Here is an 18,778-nt window from a genome sequence, read left to right on the forward strand (position 1 = left end):
ATGAGCCAGTACGAGAAGCAGGACCCGACCACCCTCTACCCGGTGCCACCGTTCCCGAAGCAGGAGCAGTCGCTGCCCGGGGCCGCGTGGAAGATGGACCCGAAGCCGGACCACGGCGAGGAGAGCTACGTCGGCAAGGGCCGGCTGGAGGGCTTCCGCGGCATCGTCACGGGTGCCGACTCCGGTATCGGCCGCGCCGCCGCGATCGGCCTGGCGCGGGAGGGCGCCGACCTGGTGCTCTCGTACCTGCCCGACGAACAGCAGGACGCGGAGGAGGTCCGCGACCTGCTGCAGGGCGAGGGCCGCACGATCGTGCTCTTCCCCGGGGACATCTCCGACGAGCAGTACTGCAGCGACCTGGTGCAGAAGGGCGTCGACGAGCTCGGCGGCCTGGACACGCTCGTCATGGTCGCCGGCCGGATGGACAGCAACGACGACATCCTGACCCTCGACACGTCGATGTTCGACTCGACCTTCAAGACGAACATCTACTCGCTGTTCTGGCTGACGAAGGCCGCGGTCCCGCACCTGGAGCCCGGCTCGACGATCGTCACGACGGGCTCGATCCAGGCGTCCACCCCGTCGCCGGACAAGATCGACTACGCCGTCTCGAAGGGTGCGATCAAGCTCTTCACCGAGGCGGTCGCCCAGCAGCTCGCGCCGAAGGGCATCCGCGTCAACTCGGTCGCCCCGGGTCCGGTGTGGACACCGCTGCAGCCGGGATCGGACGACGCCGAGACGGTGTCGACGTTCGGGCAGCAGGCGCCCTACGGGCGTCCGGGACAGCCCGCCGAGCTGGCCGCGGCGTACGTCCACCTGGTCAGTCCAGAATCGAGCTACCAGTCCGGTTCGACGATCACGGTCGCGGGCGGCACGCCCGCCTTCTGACCGACGTCCGAGTCCGGCCAGCACTGCGAAGGAGCACACGATGAGCAACGACACCACGTCGCACGACCCCGAGGGCACGCCGAAGCCGGACGGCCTCGGCGACGACGGGACCGTCCCCAACGAGCCCGAGGGCGTGGCCGCCGGGTTCGTCGGAGACGACTCGCACTTCAACCCGGAAGAGGACGCCACCGACGGTGACGCCGCTGCGGGCGACGCTGACGCCTGACCGGACGGCGAACACGCGCTGACCACATGACGGGAGGCCCGGTACCAGCTGGTACCGGGCCTCCCGTCATGTGTGTGCGCCGTGGTGCGCTCAGTGGTGCCCGTGCACCTTCGCGTGGCCGAGCCCGCGGCGCATCAGTGCCCGGTTGACGGGGGTCGTGACGACGAAGGCCAGGGCGAGGGACAGCGCCAGGGAGCCCCAGAACAGCCACTGGTCGAGCTGCGCGTCGAGGGCGCCCGGGATCGCGACGACGACCGTGTTGTCGATGACCTCCATCACCGCGATGGACAACGTGTCGGCGGCGAGCGCCACCCGGAGAGCCGCGCGCAACGACAGGCCGGAGCGGAGCACCCCACGCATGGTCAGGGCGTAGCCGAAGACGAACGCCAGCACGATCGACAGCACCACGGTGCCGGCGTTGTGCAGCCCCGTGGCGGTGCCGATGACCATGCCGAGGACCTCGCCGATCGCGCAGCCGGTCAGGCAGTGCAGCGTCGCCTGGGCCGCCGTCGACCACGTGGTCGTGTCGTGCGCGTGCCCGCTCACCGTGCGCTCCCGTCGACCGACCGGAAGCGGCGGAGGCGCAGGCTGTTCGTCAGCACGAAGACCGACGACAGTGCCATGGCGGCACCCGCGATGACGGGGTTCATCAGCCCGGCCATCGCGAGCGGGATCGCCGCGACGTTGTAGGCGAAGGCCCAGAACAGGTTCGTCCGGATGGTGTGGAGCGTGCGGCGCGACAGCCGGACGGCGTCGACGGCCGCCCGGAGGTCGGCGCGGACCAGGGTGATGTCCGCGGCCTCGACCGCGGCGTCCGTCCCGGTGCCCATCGCGATGCCCAGGTCCGCTGCGGCGAGCGCGGCCGCGTCGTTCACGCCGTCGCCCACCATGGCGACGGTGCGACCGGCGGCCTGCAGTTCGGTGACGACGCGGTACTTGTCCTCGGGTCGGACGCCGGCCGTCACCCGGCTGATGCCGACCTCGGCCGCGACACGGTGCGCGACCCCGGCGGCGTCACCGGTCAGGAGCATGGTGTCGAGGCCGAGCTCCTGCAGCCGGCGAACGGCCTCGGCCGCGCCGGGGGCGACGGTGTCGGCGACGACGACGAGCCCGCGGACCCGGCCGTCCCACGCCACCGCGACCGTGGTGCGCCCGGCCTGCTCGGCATCGGTGACGGCGACGGCCAGCGACCCGGGCATCGGGACGGACCACTCGTCGGTGAGCCAGGCCGGTCGACCGACGAGCACGAGGACACCGTCCACGACGGCCTGCACGCCGAGGCCGGCGCTCGACGCGAACGACTCCGGTCGTGCCGCATCCGGGACGGCAGCGACGAGTGCCCGGGCGATCGGGTGCTCGGAGCCGGACTCGGCGGCGGCCGCGGCGCGCAGGACGGCGTCGGCGTCCTCGCCCTCGGCGGGCAGGACGTCGGTGACGCGCATCGTGCCGGTGGTGACCGTGCCGGTCTTGTCCAGCAGGACGGTGTCGATCCGGCGGGTGGCCTCGAGGACCTGCGGGCCGCGGATGAGGATCCCGAGCTGGGACCCGCGGCCGGTGCCGACGAGGAGCGCCGTCGGTGTCGCGAGGCCGAGCGCGCAGGGACAGGCGATGACGAGCGTCGCGACTGCGGCGGTCAGGGCGGCCTCGACGTCCCCGGTGAGCACGAGCCACCCGACCAGGGTCAGTGCGGCGAGCCCGAGCACGACGGGGACGAACACCCCGGAGACCCGGTCGGCCAGGCGCTGGACGTCGGCCTTGCCGGTCTGGGCCTCGGTGACGAGCTTGCCGATCCGGGCGAGCTCGGTGTCCGCACCGACCCGGACGGCCTCGACGGTGAGCAGCCCGCCGACGTTGACGGTCGCACCGGTCACCGCGGTGCCGGGGCCGACCTCGACGGGGACGCTCTCCCCCGTCATGACGCTCGTGTCGACGGCGCTGGTCCCGTCGACGACGGTGCCGTCGGTGGCGATCCGCTCACCGGGTCGGACGACGAACCGGTCGCCGACACGGAGGGACGCGGCCGGGACCTCGACCTCCCGACCGTCGCGGAGCACCCGGGCGGTGCTGGCGCCGAGGGCGAGCAGCGCCCGCAGGGCGGCGCTGGACCGGGTCTTCGCCCGCCCCTCGGCGTACCGGCCGGCGAGCAGGAACACGGTCACGGCGGCGGCGACCTCGAGGTACGGCTCGGGGGCGGCACCACGGGGCGCGGTGAACGCGAACGTCATGTGCATGTCGGGCCCACCGGCGCCGCCGAACACGAGCGCCCACACCGACCAGAGTCCGGCGGCGACGATGCCCAGGCTGACGAGGGTGTCCATCGTCGCGGTGCCGTGCCGGGCGTTCAGTGCTGCGGCCCGGTGGAAGGGCCAGGCGCCCCAGGTCGCCACCGGGGCGGCGAGCACCAGCGCGACCCACTGCCACCAGGGGAACTGGAACGCGGGGACCATCGACAGCGCGACGACCGGGACCGCCAGGACGGTGGAGACGACCAGGCGTCGTCGGAGCGGGGCGAGGGCGTCCACGTCGGGCTGCTCGGGCTCGGGGCGGTGCGCTCCGTAGCCGGCCTGCTCGACGGTCGCGATGGCGTCGTCCACCGCGGTGCCGTCAGGCAGCGAGACCGTCGCGGTCTCGGTGGCGTAGTTCACGGTCGCCGACACCCCGGGCATCCTGTTGAGCTTGCGCTCGATGCGGTTCGCGCACGAGGCACACGTCATGCCCTCGATCGCGAGCTCGACCGCTGGAGCAGGTGCCGCCACCGGGGTCAGCGCTCCGCCAGGGTGTAGCCGGCGTCCTCGACCGCGGCGTCCACGGCCGTGCCGTCCAGGGGTGCCGCGCTCGTCACGGTCGCGGTGGAGCGGCCGCCGGCGACCAGGTCGACCTGCACGTCGGTCACGCCCGGCAACTCACGGAACGCCTCGTCGATGCTCATGACGCAGTGCTCACACGTCATGCCGTCGATGCCGTAGGTCACGGTCTGCTGCTCGGTCATCGGTCCTCCTCGTGTCGCCCGTCGGACGGGTACGATGTGCACATACCCATGGGGGGTACCCCTACCGTAACGCCGACGACGAGGATGTGTTCCCGATGAGCGACGAGACAGCACAGAGCGCGCACCACCACGGCTACATCTCCGCGAAGGACGACTACCGCAAGCGGCTGCGCCGCATCGAGGGCCAGGCGCGTGGGCTGCAGCGCATGGTGGAGGACGAGGAGTACTGCATCGACATCCTCACCCAGGTGTCCGCGATGACGAAGGCGTTGCAGGCGGTGTCGATGGGCCTGCTCGAGGACCACCTGCGTCACTGTGTCACCGACGCGGTGGCCCAGGGCGGCGACGAGGCCGAACAGAAGATCCAGGAAGCGACATTGGCCATCAAACGCCTCGTCCGGTCGTGACGGCTCCGCCTCGTGTACTGCTGGGTTCTCCCACCAAACCGACTGCTGGTCCACTCCGAATGTCCTGCGAGGCGCATGGCAACCGACCGCGTCGACTCCTGACGAAAGGTTCCTTCATGACCACCAACGCATCGACCCGCACCGACCACGGCTACGGCCGCACGCTCACGCAGAAGGGCGCGCTGGTCTTCGGCGTCGTCTTCCTCATCGTCGGCATCGCCGGCTTCATCCCCGGCCTGACCATGGACATGGGCAGCATGATGGCCGCCGGCAACGACTCGAACGCGCAGCTCCTGGGCCTGTTCCAGGTCTCCGTCCTGCACAACATCGTGCACCTGCTGTTCGGCATCGTCGGCCTGATCGCCGCTCGCTCGCACGGCTTCTCCCGCCAGTACCTGCTCGTCGGCGGCATCATCTACGCCGTGCTCTTCATCTACGGCCTGTTCACCGCCGGCATGGCCAGCGCCGCGAACTTCGTGCCGCTGAACAGCGCCGACAACGTGCTGCACCTGGTCCTCGCCGTCGCGATGATCATCCTCGGCATCGTCCTGCCGCGCGCCGGAGCCCGGACCGCCCGCTGAACACGGTGACGGTCCGCGCACCGCGCTGACGCATGACGGGAGGCCCGTGACCAGATGGTCACGGGCCTCCCGTCATGCGGTCCGGCCGTGCGACGTCGCACGGCCACTCCGTCGTCAGCCCTGCGGCGGCGAGTACAGCTGCAGGTCGTTGCCCTCGCTGTCCTTGAAGGGGATGATCTTGCCCCACGGGTGCTCGCTGATCTCGCCCTGGATGTCGGCACCGCGCTCCTTGAGCGAGGCGACCTCGTCCTCGATGCTGCCGTCCGGCTGGAACGAGACGACCGCGCCGCCGTCGCTCGACTGGCTGGCGGACTCGCGTCCGTTGAGACCGATCATCACACCGCCGGCGTCGATCTCGCTCCAGTCCTCGGACTGGTCCTTCACCGTGAGACCGAGCGTGTCGCGGTAGAACGCGACGGCGCGCTCCATGTCGCTGACCGGGACCCAGACTGCTGCGACTCCACTTGCCATGGTGTTTCCTCTCGTCGTGGTGTGCCCTGGACGCTAGGCCGCCGGGTGCCCGCGACGACCCAGCCCCGGGCGGGTTCGGGGTACATCCAGCACGGCGGCGGAGGCTCGGGGTGATCCCCCGCCGACGGTGCGGGACGTGACGGGAGGACGACCATGACCGAGATCCTGCACGTGGTGCTCGTGGACTGGGACGGCGAGGACGGGACCGCGCCGGAACGCGCGAGCGCCCTGGTCGCGGAACACCTGCCGACCATCGACGGGGTCGTGTCCGTGGCGTCCGGGCCGAGCGTCAGCCCCGAGGGGCTCGAGGGCGGCTTCGACTGGGCGCTCGTCGTCCGCTTCCGCGACGCCGCCGCCCGGGACGCCTACCTGCCGCACCCGGCGCACCAGCCGGTGGCGGACCACATCGGGGCGCGGAGCGCGCGGGTGGTCGTCTTCGACGTCACGGGCTGATCCGATCCCCAACCGGGACGGGGTCGCCGTCAGCGCACGCTGGCGTGCACGGAAGCGGTCCGTCAGCGGAGCGTTCCCGGGGCGAGGGCAGCGAAGGCGTCCTCGACGAGGTCGCCGAGGCGCTCAGCTCCGCCACTCTCGACCCATCCGTCGTACGCGACGATGACGCACCCGAGGGCAGCCATCACGAGTGTCTGCACCGCGATGCGTCGCAACTGGCTGCCGGCCGCACGTTCGACGAGCAGGGCAGCGAGTCCTGCTCGCCAGGTTGCCTGCTTCTCGTGGAGCCGAGCCCACAACGCGGGCGTCGACCAGACCAGGTCGAGTCGCGCCAGGCCTGTCGCTGGGTCGTCCTCGATCAGGGTCACGGCGGGCCGGACCGCATGACGAAGAGCAGTCCAGGTGTCCTCCGAGTCCGGACGCTCCCGGAGGGCGTGCGCCATCTGCTCGCCGAGGGGGTCGAAGACGTGGAGGACGACGTCCTCCTTGCTGCCGAAGTAGCGCAAGAAGGTGCTCCGCGAAACCCCCGCGCGGCCGGCCAGGTCCTCGAACGTGACGGCATCGAAGCCTGACTCCAGGAAGCAACGGAGTCCGATGCTGCCCAGCTCGTCCCGCACCGCCGCTCGTCCGATCGCTCGCGTGCTCATGGCGTTCATGCGTCGATCCTACGAGCAGGTGGACTCACTTGCAGTCGTGGTACGGAGTGCTTATGGTGATACTCAGTGTCAGACTCGACGCTCGGCGTCACCGCTGTACCTCCTGAGGAAGAAGCCCCATGACCTACGACCTGCCCGCTCTTCGTGTCACCGTCACCGACGGCGTCGCGAACGTCTCCATCGACAACCCGCCGCTGAACCTCTCCGACGGCACCCTGCTGCCGTCGCTCCGCCGGTTCGTCGCCCAGGTCCGTGATGACGAGGACGTGCGCGTCATCGTCTTCGACAGCGCCGACCCGGACATCTTCATCGCTCACGGCGACACCCGGTTCATCACCGAACCCGACGTCATGGCCACAGCGGTCGCCGCGGCGATGGAGGCGAACCCGGACGCGGAGTTCCCCGCCGACCTCAACCTCATGCAGGTCGTCCACGAGGAGGTCCGCTCGCTTCCGCAGGTCACGATCGGCAAGCTCACCGGCCTCGCCCGAGGTGGTGGCAACGAGTTCCTGATGGCCCTCGACATGCGCTTCGCCGCCATCGGCACGGCCGGGCAGGCGCAGCCGGAGGTGCTGATGGACATCATGGCCGGCGGTGGAGGCACCCAGTACCTCACCGCACTCGTGGGGCGGGCGCGTGCACTCGAGATCCTCCTCGGTGCGCAACTCGTCGATGCCGAACTCGCGGAGCGGTACGGCCTCGTCAACCGAGCGCTCCCCGCGGACGAGATCCACGCCTTCGTCGACGCGTTGGCCCGTCGGATCGCCGGCCTGCAGCCCGCGGTCGTGTCTGCGGTCAAGGAGGCGGTGAACGCCGCCCCGAGTGCGATCACCCGGACGGGCCTGGCCGCGGAGAACGCGCTCCTCGGCCCGTTGTTCACCCCGGCCGCAGCCGACCGCGCGCACGTCCTGCTCGCCGCTGGCATGCAGACCCGCGATGGCGAGCTCGACCTCGAATCAGTGATCAGCGGCCTCTGATCCGATCGCGGCGCTGAGCGCGGACCACCGGGCCGAGCACAGCGCACGACGGACGGGAGGCACGTGGCGGGGTCGCCACGGGCCTCCCGTCCGTCTCCGGTCAGGTCAGCCGGCGGTGCGGAACCGGTCGGGTCGGGCCTGGAACCAGCGGATCAGCTCGCGGAGCGCCGGTGAGGCGTTCGAGGGCACCGCGTCCGGTGCCGGGGTCTCCGTGGAGATCGACTCGACGTCGTCGAACGTGGCGCGGTAGCCCGGCACGTCCTCCAGGTCCGTGGCGGACGTCGGCGCGAACGCCATCGTCCACGCCGGGAACTGCCGCTCCTCGATGATGTCCTCGAGCAGCATCGTGACCTTCGTGTGTCGCGGATCGGTCTTGATCGTGGCCATCTTCGACCGCACCGCCGCGTCCGGGCCCTCCAGCACCTGCAGGAAGTAGCCGTTCCGGAACAGCAGCATCCCGGTGACGTCGTTCCGCTCGTTCGCGGTCCGGCTCTGCGAGAGCAGGGCGGCCAGCTCGGCGTCGTCGAAGGTGTCGGTCGCGACACTGGAGTAGATCAGCGACAGCATCAGGGCACCGCTTCCGGTTCAGCAGCCCGACACACCCGCGGAGGACGGGCGAGGAACCGGATGCCAGCGAACTCCGGCGTGGCTGGGAGCTGGGCGGCGCTGTCCGCTGGGGGGCGGTGACATCGGGGCGACTCGTCAGGGTCGGCCGTCCTCCGCGTCCACGACGCCCGGGGTCGGGGTGGTGCCGGAGAAGTCATCACGCATCGTGCCGACACCGCGCTGCGGGTGTGCGCGGTCGAGGTGCTTCGCGCGGGACGCCTTCCGCGGCTCAGGGTCCGTGTGCATGGCGGTGTTCCGGTCCTGCTGCAGGGCGGTCTGGACCTCGCCCTCGCGGTTGAACGACCACATCAGCATCGGGTCGCCGACCGGCAGCGGATCGGCCTCGTGCCCGCCCATCGGTGCGCTGTGCCAGGTGTGCCAGGTCTTGCCGTAGGAGTTGACCAGGTGGCCCATCAGCTCGGTCTCGACCGGGATCGGCAGGCCGGGGGCGACGAGCTCGCCGGAGAACACCTCGTGGTTGTGGGGGTGCCAGGACGGCTTCTCGTCCTCGGGCAGCGAGTCGAACAGCCGCTCGGACACGATGTACTCGATGCCGATGAGGTTGGCGTCCGCGGTGTTGCCGTCGAACAGCACGCACTGCAGCATCTCGGCGTTCACCACCTTGCAGTAGTGGTGCGCCTCCATCTGCACGTCGGGTTCGCCCTTCACGCAGTGGAAGCCGACGACGTACACGTCGAACCCCTTCAGGGGGTCCGTCGGCTGCAGCAGGTCGGCACCACGGTCGAGGAGCGCGAGGCGGAAGCCCCCGTCCTCACCGGGCGGCCGGACCCCCGTCGAACGGTCGTGGACGGTGGGGTTCCAGGGCACCGGTCAGCCCTCCTCGGGCTCCGCCGGCTCGCCGCCGGAGTCCACGTCACTGTCCTGCTGGGGGTCCTGGGTGGCGTTCCCCGAGGCGGAGCCGTCGGGCAGGTCCTCGGTGCGCTGGGCCTCCTGGTCGGTCACGCCATCCGGGCCGGTTCCGTTCGTTGCATCGCTCATGGCGCGGACGCTACGCGCGTCGTGGTGCGCGGGAGGTCAGTCGTCCCGCCCGCAGCGGGTCAGTCGTCCCGACGGCCGGTGCGCAGGCCCTCGAACTGGTCGTCGCGCCACTCGCCCTCGACGGGCGCGCCGCCCACCGCCGCCTGCTCCCGGGCGCGGAGTTCGACACGGCGGATCTTGCCGGACACGGTCTTCGGCAGCGCACCGAACTCGACCCGGCGCACCCGCTGCCAGGCCGGCATCGCGGTCCGGGCGTGCGCCAGGATGCTCCGCGCGGTCTCGGCGGTCGGCTCCCACCCGGCGGCGAGCGTGACGTACGCCTTCACGACGTTGAGCCGCGACTCGTGCGGGGCCGGGACGACGGCGGACTCGGCGACCGCGGGGTGCTGGAGCAGGGCGCTCTCGACCTCGAACGGCGACACCTTGTAGTCCGAGGACTTGAAGACGTCGTCGGTGCGCCCGACGAACGTCAGCGAACCGTCCTCGTGTCGGGTGGCGACGTCACCCGTGTGGAAGAACCCACCGCGCAGGGCGTCGTCGGTCCGCTCGGGGGCATCGAGGTACCCGGCCATCAGGTTGAGCGGCCGGGTGGTCAGGTCCAGGCAGACCTCGCCCTCGGTGACACCCGGTTCCCCGGTCACCGGGTCCAGGAGCTCGATCGCGACGCCGGGCAGGCCGTGGCCCATCGCCCCGGGGCGGACGGTGTCGCCGGGGGCGTTGCCGACGATCGCGGTGGTCTCGGTCTGGCCGTAGCCGTCACGGATCGTCCGACCCCAGGCCTCCTCGACCATGCGGATCACCTCGGGGTTGAGGGGCTCACCGGCGGAGACCACCTCGCGCAGTGCCCGCGGGCGCGCGCCGAGGTCGGCCTGGATGAGCAGGCGCCACACGGTCGGCGGAGCGCAGAACGAGGTGACCTCGGCCCGCTCGAGCTGGTGCAGCAGGGCGGCCGGGTCGAAGCGCTCCTGGTTGTGGACGAAGACCGTGGCCTCGGCGATCCACGGGGCGAAGAAGCAGCTCCACGCGTGCTTGCCCCAGCCGGGCGAACTGATCGCCAGGTGCACGTCGCCCGGCTGCAGCCCGATCCAGTACATGGTCGTGAGGTGTCCGACCGGGTACGAGGTCTGCGTGTGCACGACCATCTTCGGCTTGTCGGTCGTGCCCGAGGTGAAGTACACCAGGCACGGGTCGGAGGCCGCGGTCACGACCTCCGGGCGCCACTCGTCCGCGGGCGCGGGTTCGCCGAGGTCGGCCGGGTACGACGTCCACCCGTCTGCGCTCCCCCCGACGACGATGCGCGTGAAGTCACCCGTGACGTCGGCGTACTTCGGGGTCTCGCGGAACGTCGTGACCACGTGGGCGACCCGTCCGCGGTCGATCCGGTCCTGCAGGTCCGCGGCCCCGAGCATGGTCGAGGTCGGCAGGATCACGGCGCCGACCTTCATCACCGCGAGCATCGACTCCCAGAGCTCGAGCTGGTTGTCGAGCATGAGCAGGACGTGGTCGCCCTTGCCGACGCCGAGGTCGTGCAGCCGTGCCGCCAGTCGGTCCGAGCGCGCGGACATCTCGGCGTAGGTGGTGTGCGACTCGCGGCCGTCCTCCTCGACGATCACCAGTGCTTCCCGATCGTTGCCCTGCGCGATGACGTCGAACCAGTCGATCGCCCAGTTGAACGTCTCGCCGACGTCGGGCCAGCGGAAGTCCCGGCGTGCCGCGGCACTGTCGGAGCGGGCGTGCAGCAGGACGTCTCGGGCGGCGCGGAAGGCGGAGGCAGGTTCGGTGCGCATCCTCTGACCTTGCCCCATCCCGCTCGGGATGCCCAGCAGGACACAGTCGTTAGCGCATCCGGACATGGCGAGTCAACCCCTCGCGGACAGGACGCTGCCGTCCGTACGGTCTTCGATGGTGCGCTCTGTCTGCGCGCCCGGACGGGAAGGACGCGGATGACCACGATCGACGACACCGCGCCCGACCGCTCGACAGCCGGCGACCGCAGCACCGTCCGCATCGAGGCGATCGGCGGGTCGCCCGACACCGCCGTCGTGGACCTCAGCGGCTTCTACGCGGGACGGCACTGGTCGGCGCGGACCACGGACCGACCCTTCTCGTACCGCTACACGGCGGTGGGCGATGCCGACGTCACGCTCCGTCGCTCCCAGATCTCCGGATCGATCCGCGGCCTGATCGGCGCGTCCGACGACTACATCGTGCAGTGGCTCACCGCCGGCAACGGGATCCCCGACGTCGTCCACGACCGCGTCCCGATGGCCGGCGACGTCCCGATGCTCTTCCCGACCGCTCGCGAGTTCGTGTTCGAGTACGAGGACTACGACCAGCGTGTGGTCCACATGTCCCGCCGACTGGTGCACGAGGTCGCCGACGAGCTGTTCCACACCGGACAGGTCCCCGACCTCGGCATCGACCACCTGCGCACCCTCGACCCCGCCGCCGTGACCCAGTGGCGGAACAGCCTGGCCCTGCTGTCCCGCGAACTCCGTGTCGGCGGTGTGGACAGCCTCCTGTGGCACACGCTGACCCGCGGGACGGCCGCCGCGTTCCTCCGGATGTACCCGCCGACGGTCACCGCGCTGCCGCCCGCCGTGTTCCTGCCCCGTCGCGCACGCCTGCGTGCCGCGGTCGAGTTCGTGCACGAGCACGTCGCCGAGCCCCTCAACGTCTCGGACGTCGCCCGGGCCGCGGGGCTCAGCGTCCGCGCCACCCAGGAGGCCTTCCAGCGCCACGTCGGGATGACCCCGCTCCGCTACCTGCAGCACGTGCGACTCGAACGGGTGCGACGGGAGCTGCTGGAGACGGACGCGACGACGGGGTCGGTGCAGGCGATCGCCCGAGCGTGGGGGTTCGCGCACCTCGGCCGGTTCTCCGCCGCGTACCGGAACGCCTACGGCGAGTACCCGCGGAACACCCTGCGGCGCTGACGGGGCGGCGGGCCGCGCAGCAGCGCACCACAGTGTGCGCCGCGCGCCCGCGTGCTCCGCGTCTCAGTCGAAGCCGTCGAACCCCTCAGCGCGCAGGTCCGGGTCCTCGTGCACCGGCCGGACCGGCCCGGCCAGCACCGCCAGCCGACGCACCTGCTCGATGAAGTCCGCGTCGTCGACACCCGCGTCGTCGACCCCCGCGTCGTCGACGGAACCCTCCCGTGCGTCGTCCGCTGCGGGCCCCACGGTGATCTGGCTGGCGGGACCGAGCAGCAGCGTCTCGATGCTGGGTCGTCCGCGCTCGTCGACCGTCGGGACGTCGACGGTGTCGGTCTTCCGGTTCGCCCCGAGGACGGCGGCGTACCTGATGACGGCGTCGGCAGCACCGTTCGTGGTCCGGATCGCCCGGCCGGCGTAGTGGATGTCCTTCACCGTCCCAGTGAACGCAGCCCGGATGCACCCGGTCCCAGGCTCGGGCGACCGGTCGTGGAACACGCAGGGGCCCCTCGGTGTTGCACCCGGTACTGTCGCAGCCAGCGTCACGAACCACGGAGGTACCGATGCCCACCACCGAGACCGCGATCCTCGCCGGCGGATGTTTCTGGGGAGCACAGCAGCTGCTCCGCCGACGCCCGGGCGTCATCAGCACACGCGTCGGCTACTCCGGCGGCGACGTCCCCAACGCCACCTACCGCAACCACGGCACGCACGCCGAGGCCGTCGAGATCGTCTTCGACTCCTCGGTGATCTCGTACCGCGAGCTCCTCGAGTTCTTCTTCCAGATCCACGACCCGTCCACCAAGGACCGGCAGGGCAACGACGTGGGTGTCAGCTACCGTTCGGCGATCTTCTTCGCCTCGGACGAGCAGCGTGACGTCGCGCTCGACACCATCGCGGACGTCGACGCGTCGGGCATCTGGCCGGGCAAGGTCGTCACCGAGGTCGCTCCGGTCGGCCCGTTCTGGGAGGCCGAGGAGGAGCACCAGGACTACCTCGAGAAGGACCCCTACGGGTACACGTGCCACTTCGTGCGCCCGAACTGGGTGCTCCCGAAGCGCAGCGAGACGGCTGCCACGGCCTGACGCCCAGCGCGAGCAGAAACGGAACGGGAGGCCCGGTACCAGCTGGTACCGGGCCTCCCGTCCGTCGCACGGCGAGATCCGCCTACAAGAAGAGCCTTCGGTCACCGCCGCGGTGCCGCTCACGTCGTCCGGTCTGACATCGTGCCTCCCCGCAGCCGAGGACCTGAAGCGACTCAGTCCTTCGACATCCGCACGGTGGCTGTGGTACCCGCGATCGTCACGGGGAAGCTGATCTCCTCGTCGTCGTAGACGAAGTCCTTCGTGGGATCAGTGGAGGCCAGGAGGGCCGAAGCCGTCGCCGCCTCATCGCGCTTCGACGTCCACGTGTACTTTTCGGATCCGTCGGTCGGCGGCGTATACGTCCCGACCCAGAAGAGGGACCTGGTGTCACCGTTGTCCGTCACGAACTCCACCGTGATGGTGTCTGCCGTGATGGTTGCGCTGGTGTACCCGTCCGCACTCGCTGAGTTGTTCTGCTTCCAGGTACCGACGAGATCAGGCGCGGTGGGAGTGGGAGTGGGAGTCGTCGTCGAAGTGTCCGCCGCCGCGGTCGAGGACTGCTTCGACTCGGCACCGGAATTCGTTGAACCAGCGGCGCTGCACCCGCTCAGGACGAGAACTGCAGCGATCATGACCGGTCCGATCATGCGCTTCATGCGAAGTACCCGGAGACGCCCACGACGAAGCTGTCGCAGGGCGAGTCGTAGAGATCGTGGCTGAACGAGACCGTCCCGTCGGGTGCAACATCACCGGTTTCTGTTGCGAAGTCCATCGTGCCAGCGGACGAGAGTGCGCCGTCGGTGAAGCAGTAGACGTCCACCGCGTACGGCCCGGACAGCGGCTTGCCTGTGGAATTCACCGCTGAACCGATTATGGCGGAGCCGTTGTTGTCAGCCTGGGTGACCTTGAGGGGCGCAGTGTTGAACGACGAGTTGTCGGCAGGCATCGTCGAGGCCCGGAAGTCGTACTGCGCACCGGAGTCCGGGAGCGACTTGACGTCCTCCAAGTAAAGGTAGCTGAACCCCATTTCCCCGGGCTTGACGTGCGCGGGCACCGTGCCTTGGCTGGCTCCGGTCGCGACCACCTTGCCGTCCACGGTGGCGGTCCCGGTGAAGTCGATGTGCGAGATCGTCGCACCAGTGTTGTTGCGGAACGCGAAGGGCAACGTGCCTCCGCCGAGCACCGCGTCGTCGCGCTTCAGTGCCGCAGTGGACACAACCGAGACGGCACCAGCCTCACCAGCGTCCAACGTCGGCGTGACGTTCCCCGCGAGGTACCCGCTGGCGTTGAAGGGGAGCGCAGCGACCGTGCTCACAGCCGACTTCGTCGGCACTGGCACACTCGACGACTGGCCGCTGGATGAGCCCGACGACGCCGACTGGTCGGCGACGGAACCCGCCGGGACGTTGGATGCAGCGGTACTGCAGCCGCTTACGACCAGGACCACGGCCCACCCCAACGAGATCGAGACGAGCACCTTCTTGCTGAACATGACGATGACGATCCTTTATTGAGACTGTGTCAATGCTTCGGGCTCGCTCACGGTAGCTCCTGCTCGGTCCCTCTCAACGGGGCGGGCACCTGTTCTGGGGGAACATTGCGTGCTCCCGCAACGCTGCGCACCCGTTCTCCGGACAAAGAGCTCGCGTATGCGACGGACGGGAGGCCCGGTACCAGCTGGTACCGGGCCTCCCGTCCGTCGGTCGCGGCTACCGCGCGCGCGTCGCGCCGATCGCCCAAACCCGCGGCGGCTCCGCGCCGTTCACGGCGTGGTCCCCGACGATCCGCGCCTTGAACACCCACGGGTTGTGGCTGCCCGCGGTCCGGGCGTTCCGCCAGTGCCGGTCCAGGTTCTTCGTCGTGCTGACGCCGGACGCGGCGAGCGCGTCGAACAGGTGCGAGGTCGCCTGCGTCGCGAGCGACGTGAGTGCGACCTGCGCCTGCGCGGTCGCGAGTTCGGCACGGTCGTTCCGGCGCTCGTCCTCGGCCTCGTCCAGGGCTGCTCCCTCGTACGCGGCCTGCAGCGCCTCCGCTGCCCGGTCGACGATCGCGGCGGCGGCGAAGCCGGCGGACGAGACCTCGCCGACGACCTGCAGGATCTGCGGGTCGGCGGCGAAGGTGTCGGCGTTGCCGTGTGAGAAGACGCGGTTGCGGGTGCGGACGGCGAGGGCGACCTCCCGTTCGGCGGCCAGGACCGACCCGGCAAGGACCGCCAGCAGCACCCCCTGGTAGAAGGCGGTCTGGTACTTGAACCGGTCGTCGAACAGGGTGACCGCGTCCGGCTCGACGCGCGCGTCGACGAAGGTGCTCGTGCCGGAGCCGGTCGTCTGCTGGCCGAAGCCGTCCCAGTCGTCGCCGTGGGTGACGCCGTCCTGGTGGGCGTCGACGATCGCGATCACCCGCTCGCCCGTGTCGGTGCGCTCGGCGTAGGTGTCGATCCAGTCCGCGAAGACGCTGCCCGTGGAGTAGTACTTCTGCCCGCTGATCCGGAACGTGCCGCCGGGCTGCGGGGTGACCTTCGTGATGACGTCGCCGATCTGCACGGCGCCGACCTCGGTCCACGAGTTGCCGGCGATCTCGCCGCGGCCGAAGCGGTCGAGCCAGCCGACCCTCTCCCCCGAACGGCCGACCAGACGGTCCTCGACCAGGGCGAAGTGGCCGCGGAGGGCCTGCGGGATGTTGCTGTCGGCGGCGGCGAGCTCGGTCAGCAGCCGGAACAGCTGCGGCAGCGTGGCACCGGCGCCGCCGTGTTCGACGGGGACCCGCAGGGCACCGAAGCCGGCGGCGGCGAGTTCGCGGATCTCGGCGGTCGGGAGGGTGTGCGTGCGCTCGCGCTCGGAGGCCCCGGCGGCGATCCGGTCGAAGAGCGGTCGGAAGCGCGCGGCGAGGGTCTCGTAGTCGGGAACGGTGTCGGGCACGGTGCGCGGGGTGATGGTCGTCGTGGTCATGGTTCGTCCGATCTCGTGTGGCGGGCGGTCAGGAGGCTGCGGTCGCACTGGGCAGGGACGCACCGGCCGGCGTGGTGGCCGGGTCGGTCGCGGTGGTCCGGGTGGCCGGGTCGGTCGCGGCGGTCCGGGTGGCCGGGACGGTCGTGCTCCGTGCGCTGCGGCGGGCCAGGGCGGCTGCCCCGCCGAACACGACCAGCTCGCCGAGCACCGCGACGCCGGCGGCGGCCGATCCCGTCGGCCAGCGGTCGGTGAGGGCGAGCAGCGCCGGCACGAGTGCGGTCAGTGGGCTGGCCAGCACCAGCGCCCAGCCGGTGTACGCCGTGATCGACGCCCGGCCGAGCGCCAGGAGCACGAAGAACAGCGACCAGAGCAGCGCCCACCCGGCCCACAGCACCGCGAGCACCGGGTCGTCGACGACGTGGACCCCGGCGAACACCACCGCGGCCACGGCGACCAGGCCGCAGAACCAACCGAGCCCCGCCGATCCGAGGCCCGCGAGCGCGTCCACCCCGACGTACAGGTACGTCAGGCCGAACAGGAACGTCCCGGTGATCGCGAGCAGGGCCGGGAGCGACCCGTCGGCCGTGACAGCGACGGCGGTGCAGAGCAGCAGCTGCAGCCCGCCGATGAGGACGTTGGAGACCCCGCTGTCGCGTCCGGGGACGCGTCCGAGCAGGGTGAGGCCGTTGAGGAGCAGCGCGGCCGCGGACAGGATCAAGCAGATGGAGGCCATGCCGAGAAGGTGCCACGCGGTGTGCACGAGCGGGGGAAGATGACCGCCGCTTACGGAATGCTGCGGTTCGTGACGCTGGCCCGCAGCGCCGGATCGCGCACGCCCCTGTGGGAGGATCGTCCGGTGGATGCCCCTCGACGACCCGTGGCCGTGGTGATCGCCGCCATGAGCGAAGAGGTCTCGGCCTTCACGGACCTGATCGGCGGCGAGCCGGTCCTGCACGGGCCGACCGGCGGCCACGACGAGCACCACCTGCTCGACGTCGACGGTTCCGCGGTCGCCGTCCGCCGGAGTGGGATCGGCTTCACGAACGCCACCGCGGCCGTCGCCCACGCCTTCCACGACTTCGGCTCGGGCATCCCGGTCATCAGCGTCGGGACAGCGGGCGGTCTCGCGCGGGACGTCCAGCTCGGCGACGTCGTCATCGGCGACTGGTACGTGAACCTCAACGCCGACGCCACGGCCTTCGGGTACGCGCTCGGCCAGGTGCCGGGCATGCCCGCCGGGTTCACCGGGGACCCCGACCTCGTCCGCCGTGCGCAGGACGTCCAGACCTCCGACGTCGTCCGTCTGGCACCGATCGGGTCGAGCGAGGTCTTCGTGACCGAGGGGCGCGCCCGCGACCTCCGCCAGGCCTTCCCGACGGTCGCCGCGGTCGACATGGAGTCGGCGGCGATCGCCCAGTTCGCCCACGTGCACGCGATGCCGTTCGTGTCGGTCCGCGGCATCAGCGACCTGTGCGCGCCGGACGGTGACGAGTTCCGGCAGCACCTCGACGATGCAGCCGCCCGGGCTGCCCGGATCGTGCACGGGCTCGTCGTCGGGTTGGCGTCGGGGACGGGTCCGCTGCCTGCTGCGTGAGCGGTGTGTCGCCCGGCCGCCGTCAGCGTGAGCGGCTCCACACCGCGCGCGTCATCCTGTTCGAGTTCTTGACTGATCGGTCCAGCAAGCGTACGTTCGAGACCGATCAGTCCACTACACGAACGGAGCTTCAACATGAACGCAGCACTCACCGGCAAGACCGCACTGGTGACCGGCGGCACCTCGGGGATCGGCGAGGCGGTCGTCCGCCGCTTCGTCGACGAGGGCGCCCACGTCTTCGTCACCGGCCGTCGGCAGGCGCAGCTCGACGCCGTCCAGGCCGAGTTCGGTGACGCCGTCACCGCCGTCCGGGCGGACGCCTCCGACCCGGCCGACGTGCGCACGCTCTTCGAGGTGATCGCAGCGCGCGGCACCGGACTCGACGCGGTGCACGCCAATGCCGGACTGGGCGAGTTCAAGCCGCTCGCCGAGGTGACGGCCGAGGACATCGACAACGCCTTCGCAACGAACGTGCGCGGCACCACGCTGACGATCCAGGGCGCCCTGCCCCTGCTGAACGAGGGTGCCGCGATCGTCGTGACCGGCTCGACCGCGGCGTCCGGCACGGAGCGCCACTTCGGGCTCTACGGCGGTTCCAAGGCGGCAGTCGCGGCGATGACCCGCACGTGGGCGGCAGACCTGGCTCCTCGTGGGATCCGCATCAACACCATCGTCCCCGGCCCCACCGAGACGCCCGGCCTCAAGGGCCTCGCGCCGAGCGACCCGGACGCCCTCCTGGCGCAGATCGCCTCCGGGGTCGCGCTCGGTCGACTGCTCCGGCCCGAGGAGATCGCCGCCACCGTCCTGTTCCTGGTCTCGGACCAGAGCTCGGGCATGACCGGCAGCGAGGTCCTGGTCGACGGCGGAGCCTCGATCGTCTGACGGCGAGGCCGGCGCCGGACCGGGCTCGGGTGGTGCACCACCCGAGCCGAGGCCGTGCCCGCTGCGTCATGATGGTCACGACA

At 70.9% G+C, this 18,778-nt stretch carries 25 protein-coding genes; 11 read left to right on the forward strand and 14 right to left on the reverse strand.

Annotated features, from left to right (window positions below):
* Complete coding sequence (locus DEJ33_RS10035; protein WP_111076843.1) at positions 1-888, forward strand: SDR family oxidoreductase; 888 nt, start codon at positions 1-3, stop codon at positions 886-888.
* 40 nt (positions 889-928) lie between these two features.
* Complete coding sequence (locus tag DEJ33_RS10040; protein ID WP_111076844.1) at positions 929-1,114, forward strand: hypothetical protein; 186 nt, start codon at positions 929-931, stop codon at positions 1,112-1,114.
* A 90-nt stretch (positions 1,115-1,204) separates the two neighbouring features.
* Here the strand turns inward: DEJ33_RS10040 and DEJ33_RS10045 are convergent, their stop codons facing one another.
* From DEJ33_RS10045 to DEJ33_RS10055, 3 genes are read right to left on the reverse strand one after another with little or no spacing between them, the layout of a single operon-like run.
* Positions 1,205-1,660 (reverse strand): DUF4396 domain-containing protein, encoded by a 456-nt coding sequence (locus DEJ33_RS10045; RefSeq protein WP_111076845.1) that lies wholly within the window; start codon positions 1,658-1,660, stop codon positions 1,205-1,207.
* Complete coding sequence (locus DEJ33_RS10050) at positions 1,657-3,870, reverse strand: cation-translocating P-type ATPase (RefSeq protein ID WP_258374579.1); 2,214 nt, start codon at positions 3,868-3,870, stop codon at positions 1,657-1,659. Before DEJ33_RS10050 ends, DEJ33_RS10045 begins: the two co-directional genes overlap by 4 nt.
* Before the next feature lie 5 nt (positions 3,871-3,875).
* Positions 3,876-4,103 carry a heavy-metal-associated domain-containing protein gene (locus DEJ33_RS10055; RefSeq protein ID WP_111076846.1) on the reverse strand — a complete coding sequence of 76 codons (228 nt, stop codon included), beginning with the start codon at positions 4,101-4,103 and terminating at the stop codon, positions 3,876-3,878.
* A gap of 95 nt (positions 4,104-4,198) precedes the next feature.
* Here DEJ33_RS10055 and DEJ33_RS10060 point away from each other — a divergent pair, with 95 nt between their 5' ends.
* On the forward strand, positions 4,199-4,510 hold the full coding sequence (locus DEJ33_RS10060) for a metal-sensitive transcriptional regulator (RefSeq protein ID WP_111077080.1): 312 nt from the start codon (positions 4,199-4,201) through the stop codon (positions 4,508-4,510).
* A 116-nt stretch (positions 4,511-4,626) separates the two neighbouring features.
* The gene (locus DEJ33_RS10065) at positions 4,627-5,091 is read left to right on the forward strand and encodes a DUF4383 domain-containing protein (RefSeq protein WP_111076847.1); all 465 of its coding nucleotides are present in this window, start codon (positions 4,627-4,629) and stop codon (positions 5,089-5,091) included.
* A gap of 114 nt (positions 5,092-5,205) precedes the next feature.
* Here DEJ33_RS10065 and DEJ33_RS10070 read toward each other — a convergent pair whose 3' ends face one another.
* Positions 5,206-5,562: a VOC family protein gene (locus DEJ33_RS10070; RefSeq protein ID WP_111076848.1), complete on the reverse strand. Its 357-nt coding sequence runs from the start codon at positions 5,560-5,562 to the stop codon at positions 5,206-5,208.
* Positions 5,563-5,715: 153 nt separating this feature from the next.
* Here DEJ33_RS10070 and DEJ33_RS10075 point away from each other — a divergent pair, with 153 nt between their 5' ends.
* The gene (locus tag DEJ33_RS10075; RefSeq protein WP_111076849.1) at positions 5,716-6,015 is read left to right on the forward strand and encodes a Dabb family protein; all 300 of its coding nucleotides are present in this window, start codon (positions 5,716-5,718) and stop codon (positions 6,013-6,015) included.
* A 62-nt stretch (positions 6,016-6,077) separates the two neighbouring features.
* Here the strand turns inward: DEJ33_RS10075 and DEJ33_RS10080 are convergent, their stop codons facing one another.
* The gene (locus DEJ33_RS10080) at positions 6,078-6,671 is read right to left on the reverse strand and encodes a TetR family transcriptional regulator (protein WP_111076850.1); all 594 of its coding nucleotides are present in this window, start codon (positions 6,669-6,671) and stop codon (positions 6,078-6,080) included.
* Positions 6,672-6,790: 119 nt separating this feature from the next.
* Here DEJ33_RS10080 and DEJ33_RS10085 point away from each other — a divergent pair, with 119 nt between their 5' ends.
* Positions 6,791-7,648, forward strand: coding sequence for an enoyl-CoA hydratase/isomerase family protein (locus DEJ33_RS10085; protein ID WP_111076851.1), 858 nt, complete (start codon positions 6,791-6,793; stop codon positions 7,646-7,648).
* Positions 7,649-7,753: 105 nt separating this feature from the next.
* Here DEJ33_RS10085 and DEJ33_RS10090 read toward each other — a convergent pair whose 3' ends face one another.
* The 4 genes from DEJ33_RS10090 to DEJ33_RS10100 form a co-directional block, all read right to left on the reverse strand.
* Entirely contained in the window at positions 7,754-8,215 is a 462-nt protein-coding gene (locus tag DEJ33_RS10090) for a BLUF domain-containing protein (RefSeq protein WP_111076852.1), read from the reverse strand.
* Positions 8,216-8,350: 135 nt separating this feature from the next.
* Positions 8,351-9,082, reverse strand: a complete 732-nt coding sequence (locus DEJ33_RS10095; RefSeq protein ID WP_111076853.1) for an OBAP family protein — start codon at positions 9,080-9,082, stop codon at positions 8,351-8,353.
* 3 nt (positions 9,083-9,085) lie between these two features.
* Positions 9,086-9,253 carry a hypothetical protein gene (locus DEJ33_RS17250; protein WP_181432843.1) on the reverse strand — a complete coding sequence of 56 codons (168 nt, stop codon included), beginning with the start codon at positions 9,251-9,253 and terminating at the stop codon, positions 9,086-9,088.
* 59 nt (positions 9,254-9,312) lie between these two features.
* Positions 9,313-11,040, reverse strand: coding sequence for an AMP-binding protein (locus tag DEJ33_RS10100; RefSeq protein WP_111076854.1), 1,728 nt, complete (start codon positions 11,038-11,040; stop codon positions 9,313-9,315).
* 156 nt (positions 11,041-11,196) lie between these two features.
* On the opposite strand from DEJ33_RS10100, the gene DEJ33_RS10105 reads away from it, so the two are divergent.
* Positions 11,197-12,189, forward strand: a complete 993-nt coding sequence (locus DEJ33_RS10105; RefSeq protein WP_111076855.1) for a helix-turn-helix transcriptional regulator — start codon at positions 11,197-11,199, stop codon at positions 12,187-12,189.
* A 63-nt stretch (positions 12,190-12,252) separates the two neighbouring features.
* Here the strand turns inward: DEJ33_RS10105 and DEJ33_RS10110 are convergent, their stop codons facing one another.
* A complete protein-coding gene (locus tag DEJ33_RS10110) occupies positions 12,253-12,621 on the reverse strand; it encodes a hypothetical protein (RefSeq protein ID WP_146242588.1) in 369 nt (122 codons plus the stop codon).
* A 128-nt stretch (positions 12,622-12,749) separates the two neighbouring features.
* Here DEJ33_RS10110 and msrA point away from each other — a divergent pair, with 128 nt between their 5' ends.
* Complete coding sequence (gene msrA / locus DEJ33_RS10115) at positions 12,750-13,271, forward strand: peptide-methionine (S)-S-oxide reductase MsrA (RefSeq protein ID WP_111076857.1); 522 nt, start codon at positions 12,750-12,752, stop codon at positions 13,269-13,271.
* Positions 13,272-13,444: 173 nt separating this feature from the next.
* Here msrA and DEJ33_RS10120 read toward each other — a convergent pair whose 3' ends face one another.
* Both DEJ33_RS10120 and DEJ33_RS10125 read right to left on the reverse strand, forming a co-directional pair.
* On the reverse strand, positions 13,445-13,903 hold the full coding sequence (locus tag DEJ33_RS10120) for a hypothetical protein (protein ID WP_258374581.1): 459 nt from the start codon (positions 13,901-13,903) through the stop codon (positions 13,445-13,447).
* A gap of 20 nt (positions 13,904-13,923) precedes the next feature.
* Positions 13,924-14,586 carry a hypothetical protein gene (locus DEJ33_RS10125; RefSeq protein ID WP_146245915.1) on the reverse strand — a complete coding sequence of 221 codons (663 nt, stop codon included), beginning with the start codon at positions 14,584-14,586 and terminating at the stop codon, positions 13,924-13,926.
* On the opposite strand from DEJ33_RS10125, the gene DEJ33_RS10130 reads away from it, so the two are divergent.
* Positions 14,579-14,785 carry a hypothetical protein gene (locus DEJ33_RS10130; RefSeq protein ID WP_146245916.1) on the forward strand — a complete coding sequence of 69 codons (207 nt, stop codon included), beginning with the start codon at positions 14,579-14,581 and terminating at the stop codon, positions 14,783-14,785. The genes DEJ33_RS10125 and DEJ33_RS10130 overlap by 8 nt on opposite strands.
* 195 nt (positions 14,786-14,980) lie before the next feature.
* On the opposite strand, the gene DEJ33_RS10135 is transcribed toward DEJ33_RS10130, so the two are convergent.
* Together DEJ33_RS10135 and DEJ33_RS10140 are read right to left on the reverse strand one after the other, a co-directional pair.
* A complete protein-coding gene (locus DEJ33_RS10135) occupies positions 14,981-16,219 on the reverse strand; it encodes an acyl-CoA dehydrogenase family protein (RefSeq protein ID WP_111076861.1) in 1,239 nt (412 codons plus the stop codon).
* A gap of 28 nt (positions 16,220-16,247) precedes the next feature.
* Positions 16,248-16,952 (reverse strand): AmiS/UreI family transporter, encoded by a 705-nt coding sequence (locus DEJ33_RS10140; RefSeq protein WP_111076862.1) that lies wholly within the window; start codon positions 16,950-16,952, stop codon positions 16,248-16,250.
* A 123-nt stretch (positions 16,953-17,075) separates the two neighbouring features.
* Between DEJ33_RS10140 and mtnN the strand changes: the two genes are divergently transcribed.
* On the forward strand, positions 17,076-17,813 hold the full coding sequence (gene mtnN / locus DEJ33_RS10145) for a 5'-methylthioadenosine/S-adenosylhomocysteine nucleosidase (RefSeq protein ID WP_181432844.1): 738 nt from the start codon (positions 17,076-17,078) through the stop codon (positions 17,811-17,813).
* Positions 17,814-17,948: 135 nt separating this feature from the next.
* A complete protein-coding gene (locus tag DEJ33_RS10150) occupies positions 17,949-18,695 on the forward strand; it encodes an SDR family NAD(P)-dependent oxidoreductase (RefSeq protein WP_111076864.1) in 747 nt (248 codons plus the stop codon).
* Positions 18,696-18,778: the final 83 nt, after the last annotated feature.

This window comes from Curtobacterium sp. MCPF17_047 (assembly GCF_003234045.1).
Classification (GTDB): domain Bacteria; phylum Actinomycetota; class Actinomycetes; order Actinomycetales; family Microbacteriaceae; genus Curtobacterium.

Coding starts and splice junctions, on each gene's coding strand:
- DEJ33_RS10035 (WP_111076843.1), top strand. CDS start 1: ATGAGCCAGTACGAGAAGCAGGACCCGACCACCCTCTACCCGGTGCCA.
- DEJ33_RS10040 (WP_111076844.1), top strand. CDS start 929: ATGAGCAACGACACCACGTCGCACGACCCCGAGGGCACGCCGAAGCCG.
- DEJ33_RS10055 (WP_111076846.1), bottom strand. CDS start 4,103: ATGACCGAGCAGCAGACCGTGACCTACGGCATCGACGGCATGACGTGT.
- DEJ33_RS10060 (WP_111077080.1), top strand. CDS start 4,199: ATGAGCGACGAGACAGCACAGAGCGCGCACCACCACGGCTACATCTCC.
- DEJ33_RS10065 (WP_111076847.1), top strand. CDS start 4,627: ATGACCACCAACGCATCGACCCGCACCGACCACGGCTACGGCCGCACG.
- DEJ33_RS10070 (WP_111076848.1), bottom strand. CDS start 5,562: ATGGCAAGTGGAGTCGCAGCAGTCTGGGTCCCGGTCAGCGACATGGAG.
- DEJ33_RS10075 (WP_111076849.1), top strand. CDS start 5,716: ATGACCGAGATCCTGCACGTGGTGCTCGTGGACTGGGACGGCGAGGAC.
- DEJ33_RS10080 (WP_111076850.1), bottom strand. CDS start 6,671: ATGAACGCCATGAGCACGCGAGCGATCGGACGAGCGGCGGTGCGGGAC.
- DEJ33_RS10085 (WP_111076851.1), top strand. CDS start 6,791: ATGACCTACGACCTGCCCGCTCTTCGTGTCACCGTCACCGACGGCGTC.
- DEJ33_RS10090 (WP_111076852.1), bottom strand. CDS start 8,215: ATGCTGTCGCTGATCTACTCCAGTGTCGCGACCGACACCTTCGACGAC.
- DEJ33_RS17250 (WP_181432843.1), bottom strand. CDS start 9,253: ATGAGCGATGCAACGAACGGAACCGGCCCGGATGGCGTGACCGACCAG.
- DEJ33_RS10100 (WP_111076854.1), bottom strand. CDS start 11,040: ATGCGCACCGAACCTGCCTCCGCCTTCCGCGCCGCCCGAGACGTCCTG.
- DEJ33_RS10105 (WP_111076855.1), top strand. CDS start 11,197: ATGACCACGATCGACGACACCGCGCCCGACCGCTCGACAGCCGGCGAC.
- msrA (WP_111076857.1), top strand. CDS start 12,750: ATGCCCACCACCGAGACCGCGATCCTCGCCGGCGGATGTTTCTGGGGA.
- DEJ33_RS10120 (WP_258374581.1), bottom strand. CDS start 13,903: ATGATCGCTGCAGTTCTCGTCCTGAGCGGGTGCAGCGCCGCTGGTTCA.
- DEJ33_RS10135 (WP_111076861.1), bottom strand. CDS start 16,219: ATGACCACGACGACCATCACCCCGCGCACCGTGCCCGACACCGTTCCC.
- DEJ33_RS10140 (WP_111076862.1), bottom strand. CDS start 16,952: ATGGCCTCCATCTGCTTGATCCTGTCCGCGGCCGCGCTGCTCCTCAAC.
- DEJ33_RS10150 (WP_111076864.1), top strand. CDS start 17,949: ATGAACGCAGCACTCACCGGCAAGACCGCACTGGTGACCGGCGGCACC.